The 15,822-nt window shown below is 69.1% G+C and carries 12 protein-coding genes; 7 read left to right on the top strand and 5 right to left on the bottom strand.

Going from position 1 to position 15,822, the window contains the following annotated elements:
• Positions 1-14: 14 nt before the first annotated feature.
• Entirely contained in the window at positions 15-530 is a 516-nt protein-coding gene (locus ND450_RS38080) for an NADPH-dependent FMN reductase (RefSeq protein ID WP_253322958.1), read from the top strand.
• Positions 527-994: a flavin reductase family protein gene (locus ND450_RS38075; RefSeq protein ID WP_253322957.1), complete on the top strand. Its 468-nt coding sequence runs from the start codon at positions 527-529 to the stop codon at positions 992-994. The genes ND450_RS38080 and ND450_RS38075 overlap by 4 nt, the downstream gene beginning before the upstream one ends.
• On the opposite strand, the gene ND450_RS38070 is transcribed toward ND450_RS38075, so the two are convergent.
• On the bottom strand, positions 983-2,677 hold the full coding sequence (locus tag ND450_RS38070; protein ID WP_253322956.1) for an FAD/NAD(P)-binding domain-containing protein: 1,695 nt from the start codon (positions 2,675-2,677) through the stop codon (positions 983-985). The genes ND450_RS38075 and ND450_RS38070 overlap by 12 nt on opposite strands.
• Positions 2,678-2,869: 192 nt before the next feature.
• Here ND450_RS38070 and ND450_RS38065 point away from each other — a divergent pair, with 192 nt between their 5' ends.
• From ND450_RS38065 to ND450_RS38050, 4 genes are all read left to right on the top strand, one after another.
• Positions 2,870-3,970, top strand: a complete 1,101-nt coding sequence (locus ND450_RS38065; RefSeq protein WP_253322955.1) for an LLM class flavin-dependent oxidoreductase — start codon at positions 2,870-2,872, stop codon at positions 3,968-3,970.
• A complete protein-coding gene (locus ND450_RS38060; protein ID WP_253322954.1) occupies positions 3,967-4,434 on the top strand; it encodes a GNAT family N-acetyltransferase in 468 nt (155 codons plus the stop codon). The genes ND450_RS38065 and ND450_RS38060 overlap by 4 nt, the downstream gene beginning before the upstream one ends.
• A gap of 150 nt (positions 4,435-4,584) precedes the next feature.
• Entirely contained in the window at positions 4,585-6,618 is a 2,034-nt protein-coding gene (locus ND450_RS38055; protein WP_253322953.1) for an EAL domain-containing protein, read from the top strand.
• Positions 6,619-6,698: 80 nt separating this feature from the next.
• Positions 6,699-7,529, top strand: a complete 831-nt coding sequence (locus ND450_RS38050; protein WP_253322952.1) for a S1C family serine protease — start codon at positions 6,699-6,701, stop codon at positions 7,527-7,529.
• On the opposite strand, the gene ND450_RS38045 is transcribed toward ND450_RS38050, so the two are convergent.
• The 3 genes from ND450_RS38045 to ND450_RS38035 form a co-directional block, all read right to left on the bottom strand.
• Positions 7,526-8,743 (bottom strand): ATP-binding protein, encoded by a 1,218-nt coding sequence (locus ND450_RS38045; protein ID WP_253322951.1) that lies wholly within the window; start codon positions 8,741-8,743, stop codon positions 7,526-7,528. The two genes, ND450_RS38050 and ND450_RS38045, sit on opposite strands and share 4 nt — an antisense overlap.
• Before the next feature lie 82 nt (positions 8,744-8,825).
• A complete protein-coding gene (locus ND450_RS38040) occupies positions 8,826-10,058 on the bottom strand; it encodes a cyclopropane-fatty-acyl-phospholipid synthase family protein (protein ID WP_089921748.1) in 1,233 nt (410 codons plus the stop codon).
• Positions 10,059-11,408, bottom strand: a complete 1,350-nt coding sequence (locus ND450_RS38035) for an FAD-binding oxidoreductase (RefSeq protein WP_371927804.1) — start codon at positions 11,406-11,408, stop codon at positions 10,059-10,061. It abuts the gene before it with no gap.
• 71 nt (positions 11,409-11,479) lie between these two features.
• Here ND450_RS38035 and ND450_RS38030 point away from each other — a divergent pair, with 71 nt between their 5' ends.
• Positions 11,480-13,015 (top strand): acyl-CoA dehydrogenase family protein, encoded by a 1,536-nt coding sequence (locus ND450_RS38030; RefSeq protein WP_253322950.1) that lies wholly within the window; start codon positions 11,480-11,482, stop codon positions 13,013-13,015.
• On the opposite strand, the gene ND450_RS38025 is transcribed toward ND450_RS38030, so the two are convergent.
• Entirely contained in the window at positions 13,012-15,774 is a 2,763-nt protein-coding gene (locus tag ND450_RS38025) for a hypothetical protein (RefSeq protein ID WP_253322949.1), read from the bottom strand. The genes ND450_RS38030 and ND450_RS38025 overlap by 4 nt on opposite strands.
• Positions 15,775-15,822 lie beyond the last annotated feature (48 nt).

Below are 15,822 nucleotides of genomic sequence, written 5' to 3'. Positions count from 1 at the left end.
GTGGTGGACGCGGGTTGACGGTCCCCGAGCTCGCGGCTGTGCTGGGAGGCATGACGCAGATCGGTGTTCTGGTCGGCAACCCGCGGCCCGCCTCCCGCACGCTGCAGGCGGCCCTGGCCCTGCGCGAGGCACTCGCCGCGACGCTGGGCGTGCCCGTCGAAGGGCCCGTCGTCGACGCGGCGGAACTGGCGCCCGCCGTGTTCACGGAACCGGACACGATCAAGGCGGCGCTGCAGTCGCTCGGCCAGGCCGACTTCCTGGTGGTGGCGACGCCGACGTACAAGGCCGCGTACACCGGGCTGCTCAAGGCCGTGCTGGACCAGGCACCGCCGGGCTGGCTCAAGGGCAAGGTCGTCGTGCCGCTGCAGATCGCGGCCGCCGACAAGCACGCGCTGGCCGTCGAGGTGCACCTGCGTCCGGTGCTCGCCGAGCTGGGCGCCGTGGTGCCGCAGGCGTTGTTCCTCACCGAGTCCGCGCTGCCCGCCGACGCCACGACGTTCGACCTGGAAGCGCTGAAGGTGCTGCGATGAAGGAACAGCTGCGCAACGCGCTCAAGCACCACGCCCAGGCCGTCACGATCGTCACGGCCACCGGTGCCGAAGGTCCGGTCGGCACCACGGTCTCCTCGTTCACGTCGGTGAGCTTCGAACCGCCGCTGGTCGTCGTCTGGATCGGCGAGGGCGCGTCGGTGTGGCCGGTGCTGCGGACCGCTCCCCTGTTCGCCGTGCACCTGCTCGACGCCACGCAGACCGCGCTGGCGGACCTGTTCGCCACCAAGGGCGTCGACAGGTTCGGCCCCGGCACGCGCTGGCAGTCCGATGAGGACGGTGTGCCGCGACTGCTGGACGCACCGGTCCGGTTGCGCTGCAGGACGGCCCGGCGGATCGCGGTCGGCGACCACGTCGCGCTGGTCGGCGAGCCGCTCGACATCACGCACACCGACATCGCCGCGCCCCTGGTGCGGCACCAGGGGCGCTACACCTCAGTCGCCTAGGACCTTCAGGACCTCCCTCGCCAGGAGGTCGTTCTGGCGGAACGCCGGGGCGTTCGTGTTCGGCCGCGCGAACGCCGCGTACGCCTTGCCCGTCGTGTAGGGCCCGACGGCGAACCGGACGGGGTCCTCGTCGCCGTTCTCGTTGATCAGCCTGCCGACCGGCGAGACCCGCACGAGCCCGGCGGCGTCCTCGGAGATGTCACCGACCGCGCGCAACGACCGCAGCACCGGGTCCGCCGTGCGCGACAGCGAGTGCGTCGGCAGCCGCGCCTCGATCAACCCGTTGGCGCGCACCACGTCCGGAGTCGTCGCGCTGCCGGCCACGAAGGCGTCGTCCTCCGCCTCGACCCACATGTCGGCGCCGAGGAACCGCACGATCCCCGCGCGCGACAACGCGAGCAGCTCCTCCAGCCGGTCCGGCGGCGGGCCCGACGCGAGGTAGCTGAAGTAGCCGTGCCACCAGCCGTCGAACGGCATGAGCCCGGCCAGCTGGCCGTAGACCGAGAGCAACGCGAGGAACGCCCCGAGATCGGCGCTGTAGCGGGGATCGGAGCGCCGGGCCACGTCCGCTTCGACGTACGCGCGCAGGTGTTCCTGGAACTCCTCGGCGGTCCCGAACGTCACGCCGGCCAGCGGGCGGTCGAGGCGTTCGAAGTCGACGCGGTCGGCCGGATCGGGGACCGCGAGCTCCTCCAGCTCGCGCATTTCGTCGCTGTACCAGGGCAAAGCCGTGAACGACGCGGCGAACTCCACGAACGGCATCCGCACGAGACCGGGGTGACCGGTGAACAGCTCGTGGTAGTGGCCCCACGCGATCTCCTTGGCCATCAACGGCCACACGTCGGCGCGGAAGTCGAGTTCCCGCCCCTGCAACTCGCTCGCGACGAAGAAGTGCGGCAGCGCGGGCCGCGTTCCCTGCAACCGGTATCCGGTCTTCGAGTGGTACGGCACACCACGCCGGGAACCCACGTACAGCGTCGGTTCGGCGCCGGAGGGCACGTAGGTCAGCCCCTCAGGTCCGCGCACGTACCGGCCGCCGCGGCCCTCGGTCAGCAGCACCATCAGGTCGATGAACGCGAGCCCGAACCCGCGCAGCACGACGTCCCCGTGCACCGCCGACAGGTCGGCGTCGGCCGAGTACAGCGGCGGCACGTACACCAGGCCGTGTTCCGAAGCGTGCTCGGCGAGCTTGCGGTGCTCGGGTTCGGGGTCGGCGTCGAGGTGTCCCAGCGCGAGCACCAGGACGTCGCCCTGCAACGACGTGCCGTTGTCGAGCCACACCCGGTTGCCGACGACGTTGAGCGCCGTGGCCCGATGCACGGTCACAGAGATGTTCGGGGGCAGAGATTTCCTGACGTGGTCGAAGAACCACTCGAGGTACCGGCTCTGCACCTGACGTGACGGGAACGAGACCGGGTCGACGTCGGTCCACTCCGCGAGCGACGGGCCGGGACGAATCGGGCCCTCGCCGTCGAAGGACGAGTCGGTGAAGACCGTGACGTCCTCGGCCATGGAGTTCATGCGCAGCAACGGGGACTGGGCGTGCCGCCACACCCGGCCCGCACCCGGCGGGAACGGGTCGACGACGTGCACGGCCAGCGGCAGCGCGGGCGACTGGGCGGCGATGCGTTCCAGCAGGCCGGCGGCACGGGGGCCGCCACCGATCACGACGAGTGAGCGCATGCGCGTCTTTCCCTTGGAGGGCAACGAGAACCAAGCCGCGCCCCTCAACGCGAACACCACCACGGTACCCCCGCGTGTGCAAACAAATCCCGCTCTGTGGACGTCGTTGCACCTGTCGATCCCGAGGTGTGCACTCGTTGGGCGTCTCCCTCAACGCACCCCACTCCCACTACCAGTTCTGGGGAATCGGTCATGCCAGTTGAGTTTCTCGGGATCGCCGCCACGAACGACGGGTCGGAGACGAACCCGCGGTCGTCGGGCGGAGCGTTCGACAAGGACTACACGCTCAGGCTCGCGAGGGCCCACGAGGAGCACGGGTGGGACCGCGTGCTGTTCGCGTACGGGTCGGGCGCGCCGGAGCCGTCCGCGGCGGCCGCGTACCTCGCCAGCAAGCTCGACAAGTTGCAGATCCTGCTGGCGCACCGGCCGAACGTGTCCTACCCGACGTTCGCCGCCAAGACGTTCGCGACGCTCGACCAGATCAGCGACGGCCGGCTGACCGTGCACTTCATCACCGGCGGCACCGACCACGAGCAGCAGCGCGAGGGCGACTACCTGACCAAGGACGAGCGCTACTCCCGCACCCGCGAGTACATCCAGATCGTCAAGAAGGCCTGGACCAGCAGGTCCGCGTTCGACCACGACGGCGAGCACTACCACTTCGCGGACTTCGTGAGCGACGTGTTCCCCGTGCAGCAGCCGCGCCCGAACGTGTCGTTCGGCGGCTCCTCCCCCGCGGCCTACGCGGCGGGCGGCGCCGAAGCGGACATCTTCTGCCTGTGGGGCGAGCCGCTGGCCGAGACCGCGCAGCAGATCGAGTCGGTGAAGCAGGCGGCGAAGGACGCGGGCCGCACGGACGTGCCGCGGATCCAGGTCGCGTTCCGGCCGATCATCGCGCCGACCGAGGAACTGGCCTGGGAGAAGGCGTACCGGACGGTCGAGCGGATCGAGGCGCGCAAGGCCAACGGGCCGTTGAGCCGCCGGCACTCGCTGACCGACCCGGAGAACACCGGCTCCCAGCGGCTGCTGGCGGTGGCGGAGCGCGGCGAGCGGTTCGACCGGGCCCTGTGGACGCCCACCGCGAAGGCGACGGGCGGCGCGGGCAACTCGAACGCGCTGGTCGGGACGCCGGAGACGGTCGCGCAGGCGTTGCTCGACTACTACGACCTCGGCGTCGACATCCTCTCGGCCCGCGGCTACGACCTGCTCGACGACGCGATCGACTTCGGCCGGTACGTGATCCCGATCGTGCGCGAGGAAGTGGCGAAGCGCGACCGGGCCAAGGCCGCATGACGACGCTCGAGGTGCGCCGCGTCCGGCAGTCGGATCCGGAAGCGGCGCCATTGGTCGCCGAACTCACGTACGAATACACGTCTCGCTACGGACCATTGGGCGCAGAGGAGATGCAACGACCGGCGGACGTGTTCGAACCGCCGAACGGACAGTTCCTCCTCCTGATGGAAGGCGGAGTGGCCGTCGCGGGTGGTGCGTTCATGCGTTTCGACGCGGAAACGGCCGAGATGAAGCGCATCTGGACGCATTCCCAGCACCGCCGGCGCGGATTGGCGCGGCGGGTGCTCGTCGAACTCGAGAACGAGGCCAGAACGTTTGGGTACACCAGGATCTACCTGACCACGGGGCCGCGCCAGCCGGAGGCGAAAGAGCTGTACCTGGCGACCGGTTACACCCCGTTGTTCGACGTTGGTACGGACCCCCTGACAATTGGCCCGCTGGCCTTCAGCAAGGTGATTCATTAGTTCAAACGAGTGAATTCGTGGCCGATGCGCCGATTCCTGGCCGGGAATCGCGGTTCGGTTGGACAGGCCCTGACCGGTCAGTAAGCTTGTCGGCCTGACCTGCCAGCAGATCACCCGGTCTCCACGAATGGCCACCTGAGCTGAATGAACATGGTCGACATCCGCGAGTCCGCCGTGCAGTGGGCGGCGGCGATCTCCAACACCCTAGTCGCGAACTTCACGCGCGAGAATCTCGGGCAACTGCTCGCCGGCTACGTCGAGCAGCTGCTCGGTGGTGGCGTGGCCGAGGCCCGGCAGGTGGGCCGGTCGATGGTGGAGCACGACTTCATCTCCGGGGCGACGCTGGAGCGGTCGATCACGTACCTCGGTGAGCACGCGGAGGTCACGCCGGCGCAACTGGCCGCGCTCGCCTCCGGGTACGCCGAGGGGCTGCGCGACCGCACTCTCGCCCAGCAGGAGATCAGCCGCACGGCCGGGATCAACACGATGCGCCGGGCCGAGAGCGCGGTCAGGGCGAGCGAGGCCAAGTTCCGGGCGATCTTCTCCAGCTCCGCGTTCGGAATCGTCGTGAGCGACCTCAAGGGCGAGATCATCGACGTCAACGAGGCGTTGCTCGCGATGCTCGACCACAAGCACGAGGACGTGCGCCGGATGAGCGGCCGCGACCTGGTGCACCCGGACGACCGGGAGGCCCTGCGGCAGCTGACCAGGCAGCTGATCGCGTCCGAGCACGACAACGTCCGCGTCGAGAAGCGGATGGTCCGCAGCGACGGCGAGACGATCCAGGCGCACATGGCCATCTCGGTGGTGCGCGAGGAGAACGGCACACCGCCGTACCTCGTCACGATGGTCGAGAACGTGAACGAGATGCGCGCGCTGCAGTCGCAGCTGCTGCGGCAGAGCCTCAACGACATGCACACGGGCCTGCCGAACCGCGCGCAGTTCCTCGGCTGGCTGGAGGGCGCGGCCGGGTCGAAGGGCCCGGACACGCTCGCGCTGGTCCAGGTCGACGTCGACGGGTTCCGCGGCCTGAACGACGCCTTCGGCCACGACGTGGGCAACCGGGTGCTGATGCACGTCGCGGCGCACCTGCGCGAGGTCTTCACCGAGGACGTCGGCAGGATCGCGCGCATCGGCGAGGACGAGTTCGGCGTCCTGATCAAGGACCCGCGCGACACCGCCTCGGTGATCGCCCTGGTCGACGCGTTCACCGCGCGCCTGGAGGAGCCGACGTGGATCGGCGGTCACGGCGTCGGTGTCACGACCAGCGTCGGCGTCGTAGTGCGGGCGGCCCGCGGCGGTGACGCGGTGGACCTGCTGCGCGCGGCGGACGTGACGGTCGCGTGGGCCAAGCGCGACGGCAAGGCGCAGTGGGCGTTGCACGACAAGGAACGCGACCAGCGCGACCGGGAGAGGTACGCGCTCGCCGCGTCGATCCCCGGCGCGTTGGAGGAGGGCCAGTTCCGCGTCGACTACCTGCCGCTGCGCTCGCTGGCCCAGGGGTCGGTGCTCGCCCTCGAGGCCAAGATCGTCTGGGACCACCCGGAGCAGGGCGTGCTGTGCCCGGAGGTGTTCCTGGGCGAGGCGACGAACAACGGCATGGTGGTCCGGCTCGTCCGCTGGGCGCTCGAGGAAGCCTGCGCGCAGCTCGCCGAGTGGCACGCGGAGCTGGGTGACCGGACGCCGGCGCTGACGATCGACCTGCCGCTGCGGCTGTGCCAGGAACCGGAGCTCGTCGCCGAGGTCCTGCGCATCCTCGACCGCACCGGCCTGCCGGCGTCGTTGCTGCGCTTCGAACTGCACGAGCACGTGCCGACGTTGCTGACCGAAGAGCAGCTCGACGAGCTCACGATCCTCACCGAGCGCGGCGTCGGGCTGGTGGTCGACCAGGTGAGCGGGGGCAACGTCCGCGTCAACAGGCTGCGCGTGCTGCCGTGGAGCGGCGTGAAGTTCAACAGCGCCGTCGCCCACGCCTTCGCCTCCGACGCGCTCCGGATCGAGGAAAGCGCCGCCGTCGCCCTGCTGAAGTGGGCGGCGATGCTGAGGCTCCCGCTGTACGCCGACGGCGTGCGGACCGCCGCCGAGGCGCGGCGGCTGGCGGAGCTGGGCGTGACGGGCGCGCAGGGCCCGCACTTCGGCCCGGCGCTGTCGGTCGCCGAGACCACCGAGCTGCTCCTCGGCTGATTCTTCTCAGCTGGTTCTTATCAGGGTTTTCGAGGGTTTCACCACAGGTTGCTCACAAGGTCGGGGTCCATCGTGGAGTCATGACCGAGCAGAGCTTCCCCGCGATGAGCGGGTCACTGGTGGAACCGCAGCCCGCCGTCGCCGCGCCGAAGTTCTGGCGTCGGACGGCCCCGATGCTGACGGCCGCGGCACTCGTCGCCGGCCTGTTCGGCGGCGTCACCGGAGCGGTGATCGCCTCGCCGGACGACACCCCCGTCTCGTCCTCCGTCTCCGCGTCGACGATCTCCAACACGTCCACCCTGGACTGGAGCGCCGTCGCCTCGGAAGTGCTGCCCTCGGTGGTGCAGGTGAACGTCGGCAACGGCCTCGGCTCCGGCGTCGTCCTGTCGGCCGACGGCAAGATCCTCACCAACAACCACGTCATCGCCGCGGCGGGCGGCCAGATCACGGTGAAGTTCAACGACGGCCGCGAACTCCCCGCCACCGTCGTCAACGCCGACCCCTCCTCGGACCTCGCCGTCCTCCAGGTCTCCGGCGCCTCCGGCCTCACGCCGATCAAGTGGGCGGACTCGGGCTCGGTGAAGGTCGGTGACGCGGTGATGGCCATCGGCTCGCCGTCCGGCCTGCAGGGCACCGTGACGACCGGCATCGTGTCCGCGCTGGACCGCAAGGTCACCGTGCCGGGCGAGACGCGCCGCTCGTCCTCCGTGTCGTACCAGGCGATCCAGACCGACGCGTCGATCAACCCCGGCAACTCCGGCGGTGCGCTGGTGAACGCGGCCGGTGAGCTGATCGGGATCAACTCGGCGATCTACTCGCCGGCGTCGAGCAGCGGGGAGGCCGGGAGCGTGGGCATCGGGTTCGCGATCCCGTCCAACACCGCGAAGCAGATCGTGGGCCAGTTGAGCTAGCAGGTCCAGAGCGCGGAGATCGGCAGGCAGGTCATACCGTCACCGAAGCTCCCCGAGAACTCACCGCTGTAGAGCACGAACCCGGCGAGGAACCTGTCGCCGAGCCGCCGTTGCAACAACCGCAGGCCGCGGAAGTCGTCAGTTCTGACGGATTCCGCGGCCTTGACCTCGATGCCGATCACTCGACCGAGATGATCCTCCAGGACCGCGTCGACCTCGTACTGGTCGCGATCGCGGTAGTGGTGCAGCGTTGCGCGCGTCTCCGACCACGTCAGCTGACGAGCGAGTTCACCCAGCACGAAGTTCTCCAGCAGCGCACCGTCGTCAGCGCCGAGGTGCGCAGCGATCCCGGAGTCGACGAAGAAGACCTTCGGGGTCGTCACCGCCCGGGTCGTGGCGTTGGCCGACCACGCGGGCACCGTCCGCACCAGGTAAATCGTGTCGAGGATCTCCACATAACGCTTCACCGTGTGTGCGCTGAGCCCGAGTTCCCCGGCGAGCCGGTTGAGGCTCAGCATGCCCGCTGTCTGGGCGGCGAGAAGCGACATCAGTTTGCGCATGTCACTCGCCTTGCCGATGTCCGCGACCTGTTTGATGTCGCGGGCCATCAGATCAGCCAGATAACCCTCGAAGAACTTGGTGCGACGGCGGGGGCTGTCCCGGACCAACGCTTCCGGATAGCCCCCGCGCCGCGCGCGTACCAGGTAGTCCTTCTTGCGCAGCTCACGCCACTCAGCACGCAGTCCTGGGCCCCGCTCGAAGGCCGAGTCGACGAAGCCATCCGTCGTGCCGTCGATCTCGCCCTGCGAAAGCGGCCACAGCTCCACCGTCTCGGAACGACCGGGCAAGGCGTCCGGCAGTTCACGCAAAGCCAGCAAGCGCGCCGACCCGGTGAGGAGGAACCGCCCAGGCCGCGGGTCGCGGTCCACCACGTGCTTGATCTCCAACCACAGATCCGGCACGCGCTGCACCTCGTCGATCAACAGCAGACCCTCGTGCCTGACGAAAGCCCCGGGATCAGCCTCAGCGAGCGCGCGAGCAGCCCCGTTGTCGAGATAACGAGCAGCTCCGCCGTTCTGACGAAGCATCCTCTCGGCCAGGGTGCTCTTGCCGACCTGGCGTGCACCGTTCAACACCACCACACGGGTGTCCAACAATGCCTCGTCCACCAGGTCGGCCGCACGTCGAGGAACGTAGTCAACAGCTTCGCGCACCACCTCATCACTGATCGAATGCACACCTGCCGAAGCCGGTAGTGCACATCTGCCGAACGGTTGACTTCAGATCTGCCGAAGATCAGGACAGCCAGTCCGGGCGCAACGGCATGTGCGACGTCGTCCCGTCCAGCTTCACCCCGAGGATCTGGTGCAGCTGGATGTTGTTGCGGTCGAACCCGAGCCGCGACGCCGCCAGGTACAGCCGCCACACGCGGGCGCGTGCCTCCCCGACCTCCTCCACGGCCTCGTCCCAGTGGGCCTCGAGGTTGCGGCCCCACGCGGCCAGGGTCAGGGCGTAGTGCTCGCGGATGTTCTCCTCGTGCCGCACCTCGAACCCGGCGTCGTGCATCTGCGAGACCAGGTGTCCCGGCCCGACCAGTTCGCCGTCCGGGAACACGTACCGGTTGATGAACGGGCCGGACAGCGCCTTCTGCTTGTTGTCCGGCCGGGTGATGCAGTGGTTGAGCAGCCGGCCGCCGGGCTTGAGCTTGCGGTACAGCGACGAGAAGTACGCCGGGAGTTGCGCCTTGCCGATGTGCTCGGTGAGGCCGATGGACGACACCGCGTCGAAGCCCGTCTCCCGCACGTCGCGGTAGTCGAGGTGGCGCACCTCGGCCAGGTCCGAGAGCCCGGCCTCGACGATGGCCTTCTGGGCGTACTCGGCCTGGTTGCGCGACAACGTGACGCCGATGGCCCGCACGCCGTACTCGCGGGCGGCGTGCATGACCATGCCGCCCCAGCCGCAGCCGACGTCCAGCAGCTTCATGCCGGACTTCAGCCCCAGCTTGCGGGCGACGAGGTCGTGCTTCTCGAACTGGGCTTCCTCCAAAGTGGACTCCGCCGTCGGGTACACCGCGCAGGTGTAGGCCATCGACGGGCCGAGGACCCATTCGTAGAACTGGTTCGAGACGTCGTAGTGGTGGGCGATCGCCTGCGAGTCGCGGGCCTTCGAGTGGCGCAGGCCGTGCAGTCGCGTCTCCTGCGGCGGAGGGACGACCTTGTGCGCCAGGCGGATCCGGCCGAGGAACCGGAGCAGCTCGACCCGTTGCAGCACGGGCAGTGCGCGCAGGGAGAAGTCGGAGAGCTGGGAGAGACCGGCGTGCACGTCGCCGAGTATCTCGAGATGACCGGTCACGTAGGCACGGGCGAGCCCGAGCTCGCCCGGAGCGGAAGCCAGGTAGGACAAGGCTTCCGGGGTCCTGATGTCGATCGAGACCGGAGCGGAGTCAGGCCCGGCGGCACTGCCGTCGTAGGCCTTGAAGTTGACGTCGTTGCCACCCGTGATGCGCTGGAAAATGGAGGCCAACCGCATTCATCGTCCCCTGACACACTTGGCGTACAGATCAGGCAGGCGGTTCGTCTGGTCGTACCGGGCCTTCACGGACCGGTAGTGCGAACCGTTGTAGTGCCGCCAGAACTCTTCCTCGGTGTAGTACGAGTCCGAGTACAGCGACTTGTGGCCGCCCAGCCGCGCCACCTCGCGCTCGATCAGCCGGTTGCGGTCACCCAACTTCTCTCCCGGCCGGACCGGGACCTCCGACCAGAAGCCGACGTTCACGTACAACGTGTCCGCGTCCATCGGGTACAGCGGCCAGCCCGTGGTGTCCCGCAGGCGGACCGGGCAGAGCCAGACCGGCGCGATGCCGATCTCCCGGTCGAAGAAGTCGAGGAAGTCGGCGAGGCCGGCGACCGGGATCTCCACGTCCTGGATCACCGGTTCGACGTCCACGCGCGGCCTCAACTGCCGGTGCTTCGCGACCAAACGCCGGTACACGTCCGAACGCAGGTAGCGCTTCGGCCACAGGCGGCGGACGACCGGGTTCTGCGCGCCGAACGCCCGCGAGCACCAGAACCAGTCGGTGTCCCAGCGCCACAGGTAGTCGTGGATCGTGAGGTGGTCCGTGCGGCGCTTCTGGATGGACCGGTAGTAGATGTCGTTGCCGGTGTAGTCCGACGTGTAGGGCGCGATGTCGACGTAGTGCCCCAGCGTCAGGTACATCTCACCCCGCGAGAAGACCGTGCCGTCGACGAAGTCCGCCGACCCGTCCTCGCAGACCTCCTCGATGACGGCGGCGCACTCCTCGAAGGATCCGAACGGGACGTGCCGCAGCCGGACGTACTGGCGCACCGGCTCCAGCTCGATCTCCAGTCGCAGCGCGTACCCGAGCGTGCCGTAGGAGTTGGGGAACGCGCGGAACAGGTCGTCGTCCGGCTTGGCGACGACGACCTCGCCGTCGCCGGTGAGGATCTCCAGCTCCCGCACGGACTCGTGCGGCAGTCCGTTGCGGAAGGACGTGGACTCGATGCCGAGCCCTGCCACCGCACCGCCGAGGGTGATGGTCTTGAGCTGCGGCACCACCAACGGCATGAGGCCGTGGGGAAGTGTCGCGGCTACGAGGTTCTCGTAGGTGGTCATGCCCTGCACCTGTGCGGTGCGCCCGACCGGGTCCACGGAGAGGACCTGGTCGAACCTGCCGACGTCGAGCCCGCCCGTCTGGTCCGCCCGGAAGCGGAAGAGGTTCGACGTCTTCTTCGCGAGCCGCACCGGCGCACCTTCGCGCATCGCGGCGTACTGCGCGCTCAGCGCAGCCACGGCCGAGTTGTGCCCATGGTCACTCACAAGAACGACGTTATTCCTCGTCACCGCCGTTGTCGCGCCCAAAAGCCCGAATGGGCGAGCGATCTTCTGCCGCACCCTGCCGAAAGTTACTTGCGAGTAGTAACGTGCGGGGCATGGCTACGCACGAGGTGACCAACCAGGTCCCGCCACTGAGCGGTCACGACGTCGCGGACGACCCCGCCCTGCTCAGCTGGGTCGACGACAGTGAGTTGCACTCCCTCGGCAGGCTCGCCGGGAGCCACGAGTGGCAGGAGCACGGCCGCCTCGCAAACGCTTTCCCGCCGGTGCTGCACACGCACGACCGGTATGGGAACCGGATCGACGAGGTCGAGTTCCACCCTGCCTGGCACGACCTGATGAACGTTGCCGTTACGCACGGTTTGCACGCCTATGTCGACGGTGCGCATTTGCAGCGCGCCGCCAGGTTCTACGTGTGGTCCCAGGTCGAGGCCGGCCACGGATGCCCGATTTCGATGACTTACGCGTCGGTGCCCGCTTTGCGCGTCGCGCCGGAACTGGCCGGAAGTTACGAACCTCTTCTCACTGCTCGGAACTACGACTTCGGGCTGCGGGCGCCGCTGTCCAAGAGCGGCCTGATCGCCGGCATGTCGATGACCGAGAAGCAGGGCGGCTCGGACGTCCGCGCGAACACGACGGTCGCCAGGCCGGTCGCCGACGGGTACGTGCTCACGGGGCACAAGTGGTTCACGTCGGCGCCGATGTCGGACGTGTTCCTGACCCTCGCGCAGGCCCCCGGCGGACTGACGTGCTTCCTGGTGCCGAGGGTCCTGCCGGACGGCACGCGCAACCGGTTCTTCCTGCAGCGCCTGAAGGACAAGCTCGGCAACAAGTCGAACGCGTCCGCCGAGATCGAGTACGACGAGGCGTTCGCCCACCGCGTCGGCGACGAGGGCCGGGGTGTGCGGACCATCATCGAGATGGTCAACATGACCCGCCTCGACTGCATCCTCGGCACCGCGGCGGGCATGCGGCTCGGGCTGCGGCAGGCCGCCCACCACGCCGCGCACCGCAAGGCGTTCGGCAGCTACCTGGTCGACCAGCCCGCCATGCGCAACGTGCTGGCGGACCTCGCGATCGAGTCCGAGGCGGCCACCACCAGCGCGATGTGGCTGGCCGAGCACCGGCCCCGGCTCGGCCTGGCGGTCACCAAGTACTGGGTCTGCAAGCGCGGCCCGGCGCATGCCGCTGAGGCGTTGGAGTGCCTGGGCGGCAACGGGTACATCGAGGACAGCGGCATGCCGAGGCTGTTCCGGGAGTCGCCGCTGATGTCGATCTGGGAGGGTTCGGGCAACGTCGCCGCGCTGGACGTGCTGCGCGCGATGAAGAAGGAACCCGAGTCGGTGCAGGAGTTCCTCTCCGTCGTCACCGGGGTGGACCGGCGCATCGACAAGGCCCTGAACGAGCTCGGCGCCGCGCTGTCCGATGTGGACGAGTCGCAGGCGCGCCGGGTCGTCGAGAAGATGGCGCTGGTCCTGCAGGGTGCCCTGCTGGTGAAGCACGGGCACCCCGCCGTGGCCGACGCGTTCCTCGCGTCACGGCTCGGCGGGGACTGGGGAGTCGCGTTCGGCACGCTCCCCAGGTCCACCGACTTCGCCTCGATCATCGACCGGGCTGTTCCCAAGGTCTAGGCCGGGCAGCCGTTCGGCAACCTCGGCGAGTCCGGCCCGTACAGGTCACCGGTCAGGAACACGCACGTCGGCTGCTGGTCGAACTGGTAGATGTCGGCGATCTCCAGGATCGTGAAGTTCCGCGTCTCGCCGACCCGCGACTCCTTGAAGTTCGTGCGCCCGGTGGCGCCGAAGAACTCCAGTTCGCGCAGCTCACCGCCGATCGCACCGCGGTGCGGGGTGTGCCCTGCCAGCCTCGCCTGGGCGTTGCGCACGGCGTCGAGGAAGAGCCCGGCCGCGTCGTAGGCGACGGCCATGTGCTCACCGGGCCACGGCTTGGCGGGCTTGTCCTCCCTCGGCAGCGCGGAGTCCTGGACCTCGCCCGCCAGCTTCTTGTACCCGGCGCAGAAGGCGTCGAGGGGCAGGCCGCCGCGCACCTTGTCGTCCGGCTTGCCGTCCACACAGGACTTGCCGGCGAGCACCACCAGCCCGGCCATGCTCACGTACGACACGCGCATGCCGGCCAACGCGTCGCGCTTGCGGCTGGCCTCCTGCGCGATGAACCGGATGATCGCGTCGTCCGCGAGGATGCGCGGCAGGCGGTTCTTGTCGTAGCAGTTGCGGCCGACCGCCTGCAGGAACTCCCCGAAGTGCTCCTCGCGGCCCGCGAAGAACACGAGCTCGGTCGAGTGGTCCTCGACGCACTGCGACGGCACCTCCTGCGGGCCGCCCGACCACTCCCGGGCCTCGAACGGGACGCCCGACCTCGCGAGCTCCTGCCCGAGCACGGCGACGAGGTTGTCCAGGTAGACGTCGTCCTGCCGCAGCTTCGGGTGGTGGATCGTCACCTTGGTCGCGGCGACGTGCTGCGCGTACCGCCGCACGAGGTCGGCCTGCCGGACGTTGCCGGGGATCAGCTGGAAGTACATCGTCGAGAGCTTCGGCAGCGACGCCTCGGTGAGCGTGGTGCCGATGGTCGGCACGCCGAGCGACCCGAGCGAGGTGATGACCATCTTGGTCTGCTCGACGCTGCGGTCGAGCCCGATCACCCCGATGATGCTCGGGTCCTTCTCCAGCAACGGGTTCAGCATGTCCGTCAGCACGTCGTGGGCGCGGATCATCTTCGCGCCGCCGTTGGCGATCACGATCCGCAGCAGCGGTCCCGAGCTCGACCTGTCGTTCTGCTGCCGTTGCTTGAGCAGCATGCCCTCCAGCTCCTCGGCCCGGGAGTGGTCGGCGTCGGGGTTGCTGTCCTTGTGGGTGAGGCTCGAGAAGTAGAGCAGCGACACCAGCGGCCGGGCGGGATCGGCGGCGTAGAGCCGTTCCGCCTCCTCGTTCTGCGCGAACACGGCCTGCTGGGTCCACCTCAGCCGTTCGTTCGAACCGAACACCTGGCTGCTGTTGTCGCTGTAGCCCAGGCACTCGACGTTGCCCTCGACGTCCATCAGCCGCGTCGAGATGCCCGGTGAGATCGCGGAGCCGAGGATCGAGCAGTTCGCCTCGACGTGGTTCTGCGCGGTGACGAACCCCGGGATGAGCAGCACCACGACGACCGCGGCGATGATCGCCTCCAGCCGCCGCGACTTCGCGAGCCAGCGCACCGGCGCCGCGCGGAAGGCGGGCGCGGCCTTCCACTTGTTCTTCACCGGGTCGGGGAACGGCAGCCTGATCATCAGGTAGCGGGCGTCCGGCGCGAGCATCTGCCGTTTGCGCGGCAGCTCCTCGCGCCACGTCGTGAGCGCCTCCGCGGTCTCGTCCGGCGCGACCGGTGTCGTCCCGAGCCGCTGCGAGAGCGCCGGCTGCACCGAGCTGGCGGCGATCACCAGCAACGGGTCCAGCTCGCCCGTCTCGTTGCGGACGTCGTTGATCAGCTCCAGCAGCTCCCAGCCGCCGTTGTCCTTCGTCACGCCGTCCAGCAGCACGGGGATGTACGCGGTGCGCCGCCAGCCCGCCCTGCGCGGCAGGAAGCGCGAGCGCCGCCGGTACGCGATCCGCAGGTCCTCCAGGAACGCGTGCACGAGCAGCAGCTTGACCTGCTCCTCGTTCTCCGACTCGCGCCTGCCCAGCGTGAGCCGCTCGGCGAACCCGAGGAACTCGATGGAGTGGTTGGGCAGCGCGAAGTTCTGCCCGCGCATGAACCACTTCGACTCCCGCGCGAGCCCCGGTACCCGTTTGCCGAGCCACCGGAACCCCGCCTTGCTGCCGACCCAGGCGACCAGCCCGAGCCCCAGCCGCGTCACGAGGTTCGGGATGAACGCGTCGACGGCCCGGTTGAGCTCCTCCCCGCTCCCGCCGGTCTTGCCGGTCCACTGCCGCAGCAGCTCGATGACGCTCGCCCGGTCGTCGCGCCCCGGTTTGCGCGGCAGCCGCTTGCTCGTGAGCCAGTCGACGAGCCGGTAGTGGTCGAACCGGGTGAGCCGCTCGGTGCCGACGTGGACCTCCGCGAGCCGATGGCTCAGCACGTCCAGCAACGGCAGCAGAGGCGGCGTTTCCCGCGCTTCCGGAGGCCATCTCTTGTCGACTTCCGCGCCGACCGCGGCGACGTCGACGTAGGCGTGCGGAATCGCCGGGCGGCCCTCGTCGAGCTTGTGCTCCAGCGCGTGCAGGAACGCCGTCGGACTGGCTTCGCTCTCCAGGTAGAGGATCGGCAGCGGCTGGTCGCCGACCACTTCCTCGGTCTTGCTCCGGTAGAAGAAGCCGGGCCGGTCGCAAAGGCCGTGGACGACCTCGAGCAGAACGTTCGAACCGGGGAAGACGGGCTCTGTCCGGCTACCTGTCATCTGCACCCTCACACTCGTGCGGAAGGCAGACGACGCTAGCCGGACAGA

Origin of the sequence: Lentzea sp. HUAS12 (assembly GCF_024125735.1) — a bacterium.
In the GTDB taxonomy this organism is placed as follows: Bacteria; Actinomycetota; Actinomycetes; order Mycobacteriales; family Pseudonocardiaceae; genus Lentzea; species Lentzea albida.
Note: the sequence above shows the minus strand (reverse complement) of the source record. Positions and strands in the feature narration are given on the sequence as shown.

Excerpts from the sequence above, each read along its gene's own strand:
- ND450_RS38075 (WP_253322957.1), top strand. The coding sequence starts at position 527 with ATGAAGGAACAGCTGCGCAACGCGCTCAAGCACCACGCCCAGGCCGTC.
- ND450_RS38070 (WP_253322956.1), bottom strand. The coding sequence starts at position 2,677 with ATGCGCTCACTCGTCGTGATCGGTGGCGGCCCCCGTGCCGCCGGCCTG.
- ND450_RS38065 (WP_253322955.1), top strand. The coding sequence starts at position 2,870 with ATGCCAGTTGAGTTTCTCGGGATCGCCGCCACGAACGACGGGTCGGAG.
- ND450_RS38060 (WP_253322954.1), top strand. The coding sequence starts at position 3,967 with ATGACGACGCTCGAGGTGCGCCGCGTCCGGCAGTCGGATCCGGAAGCG.
- ND450_RS38055 (WP_253322953.1), top strand. The coding sequence starts at position 4,585 with ATGGTCGACATCCGCGAGTCCGCCGTGCAGTGGGCGGCGGCGATCTCC.
- ND450_RS38050 (WP_253322952.1), top strand. The coding sequence starts at position 6,699 with ATGACCGAGCAGAGCTTCCCCGCGATGAGCGGGTCACTGGTGGAACCG.
- ND450_RS38040 (WP_089921748.1), bottom strand. The coding sequence starts at position 10,058 with ATGCGGTTGGCCTCCATTTTCCAGCGCATCACGGGTGGCAACGACGTC.
- ND450_RS38030 (WP_253322950.1), top strand. The coding sequence starts at position 11,480 with ATGGCTACGCACGAGGTGACCAACCAGGTCCCGCCACTGAGCGGTCAC.
- ND450_RS38025 (WP_253322949.1), bottom strand. The coding sequence starts at position 15,774 with ATGACAGGTAGCCGGACAGAGCCCGTCTTCCCCGGTTCGAACGTTCTG.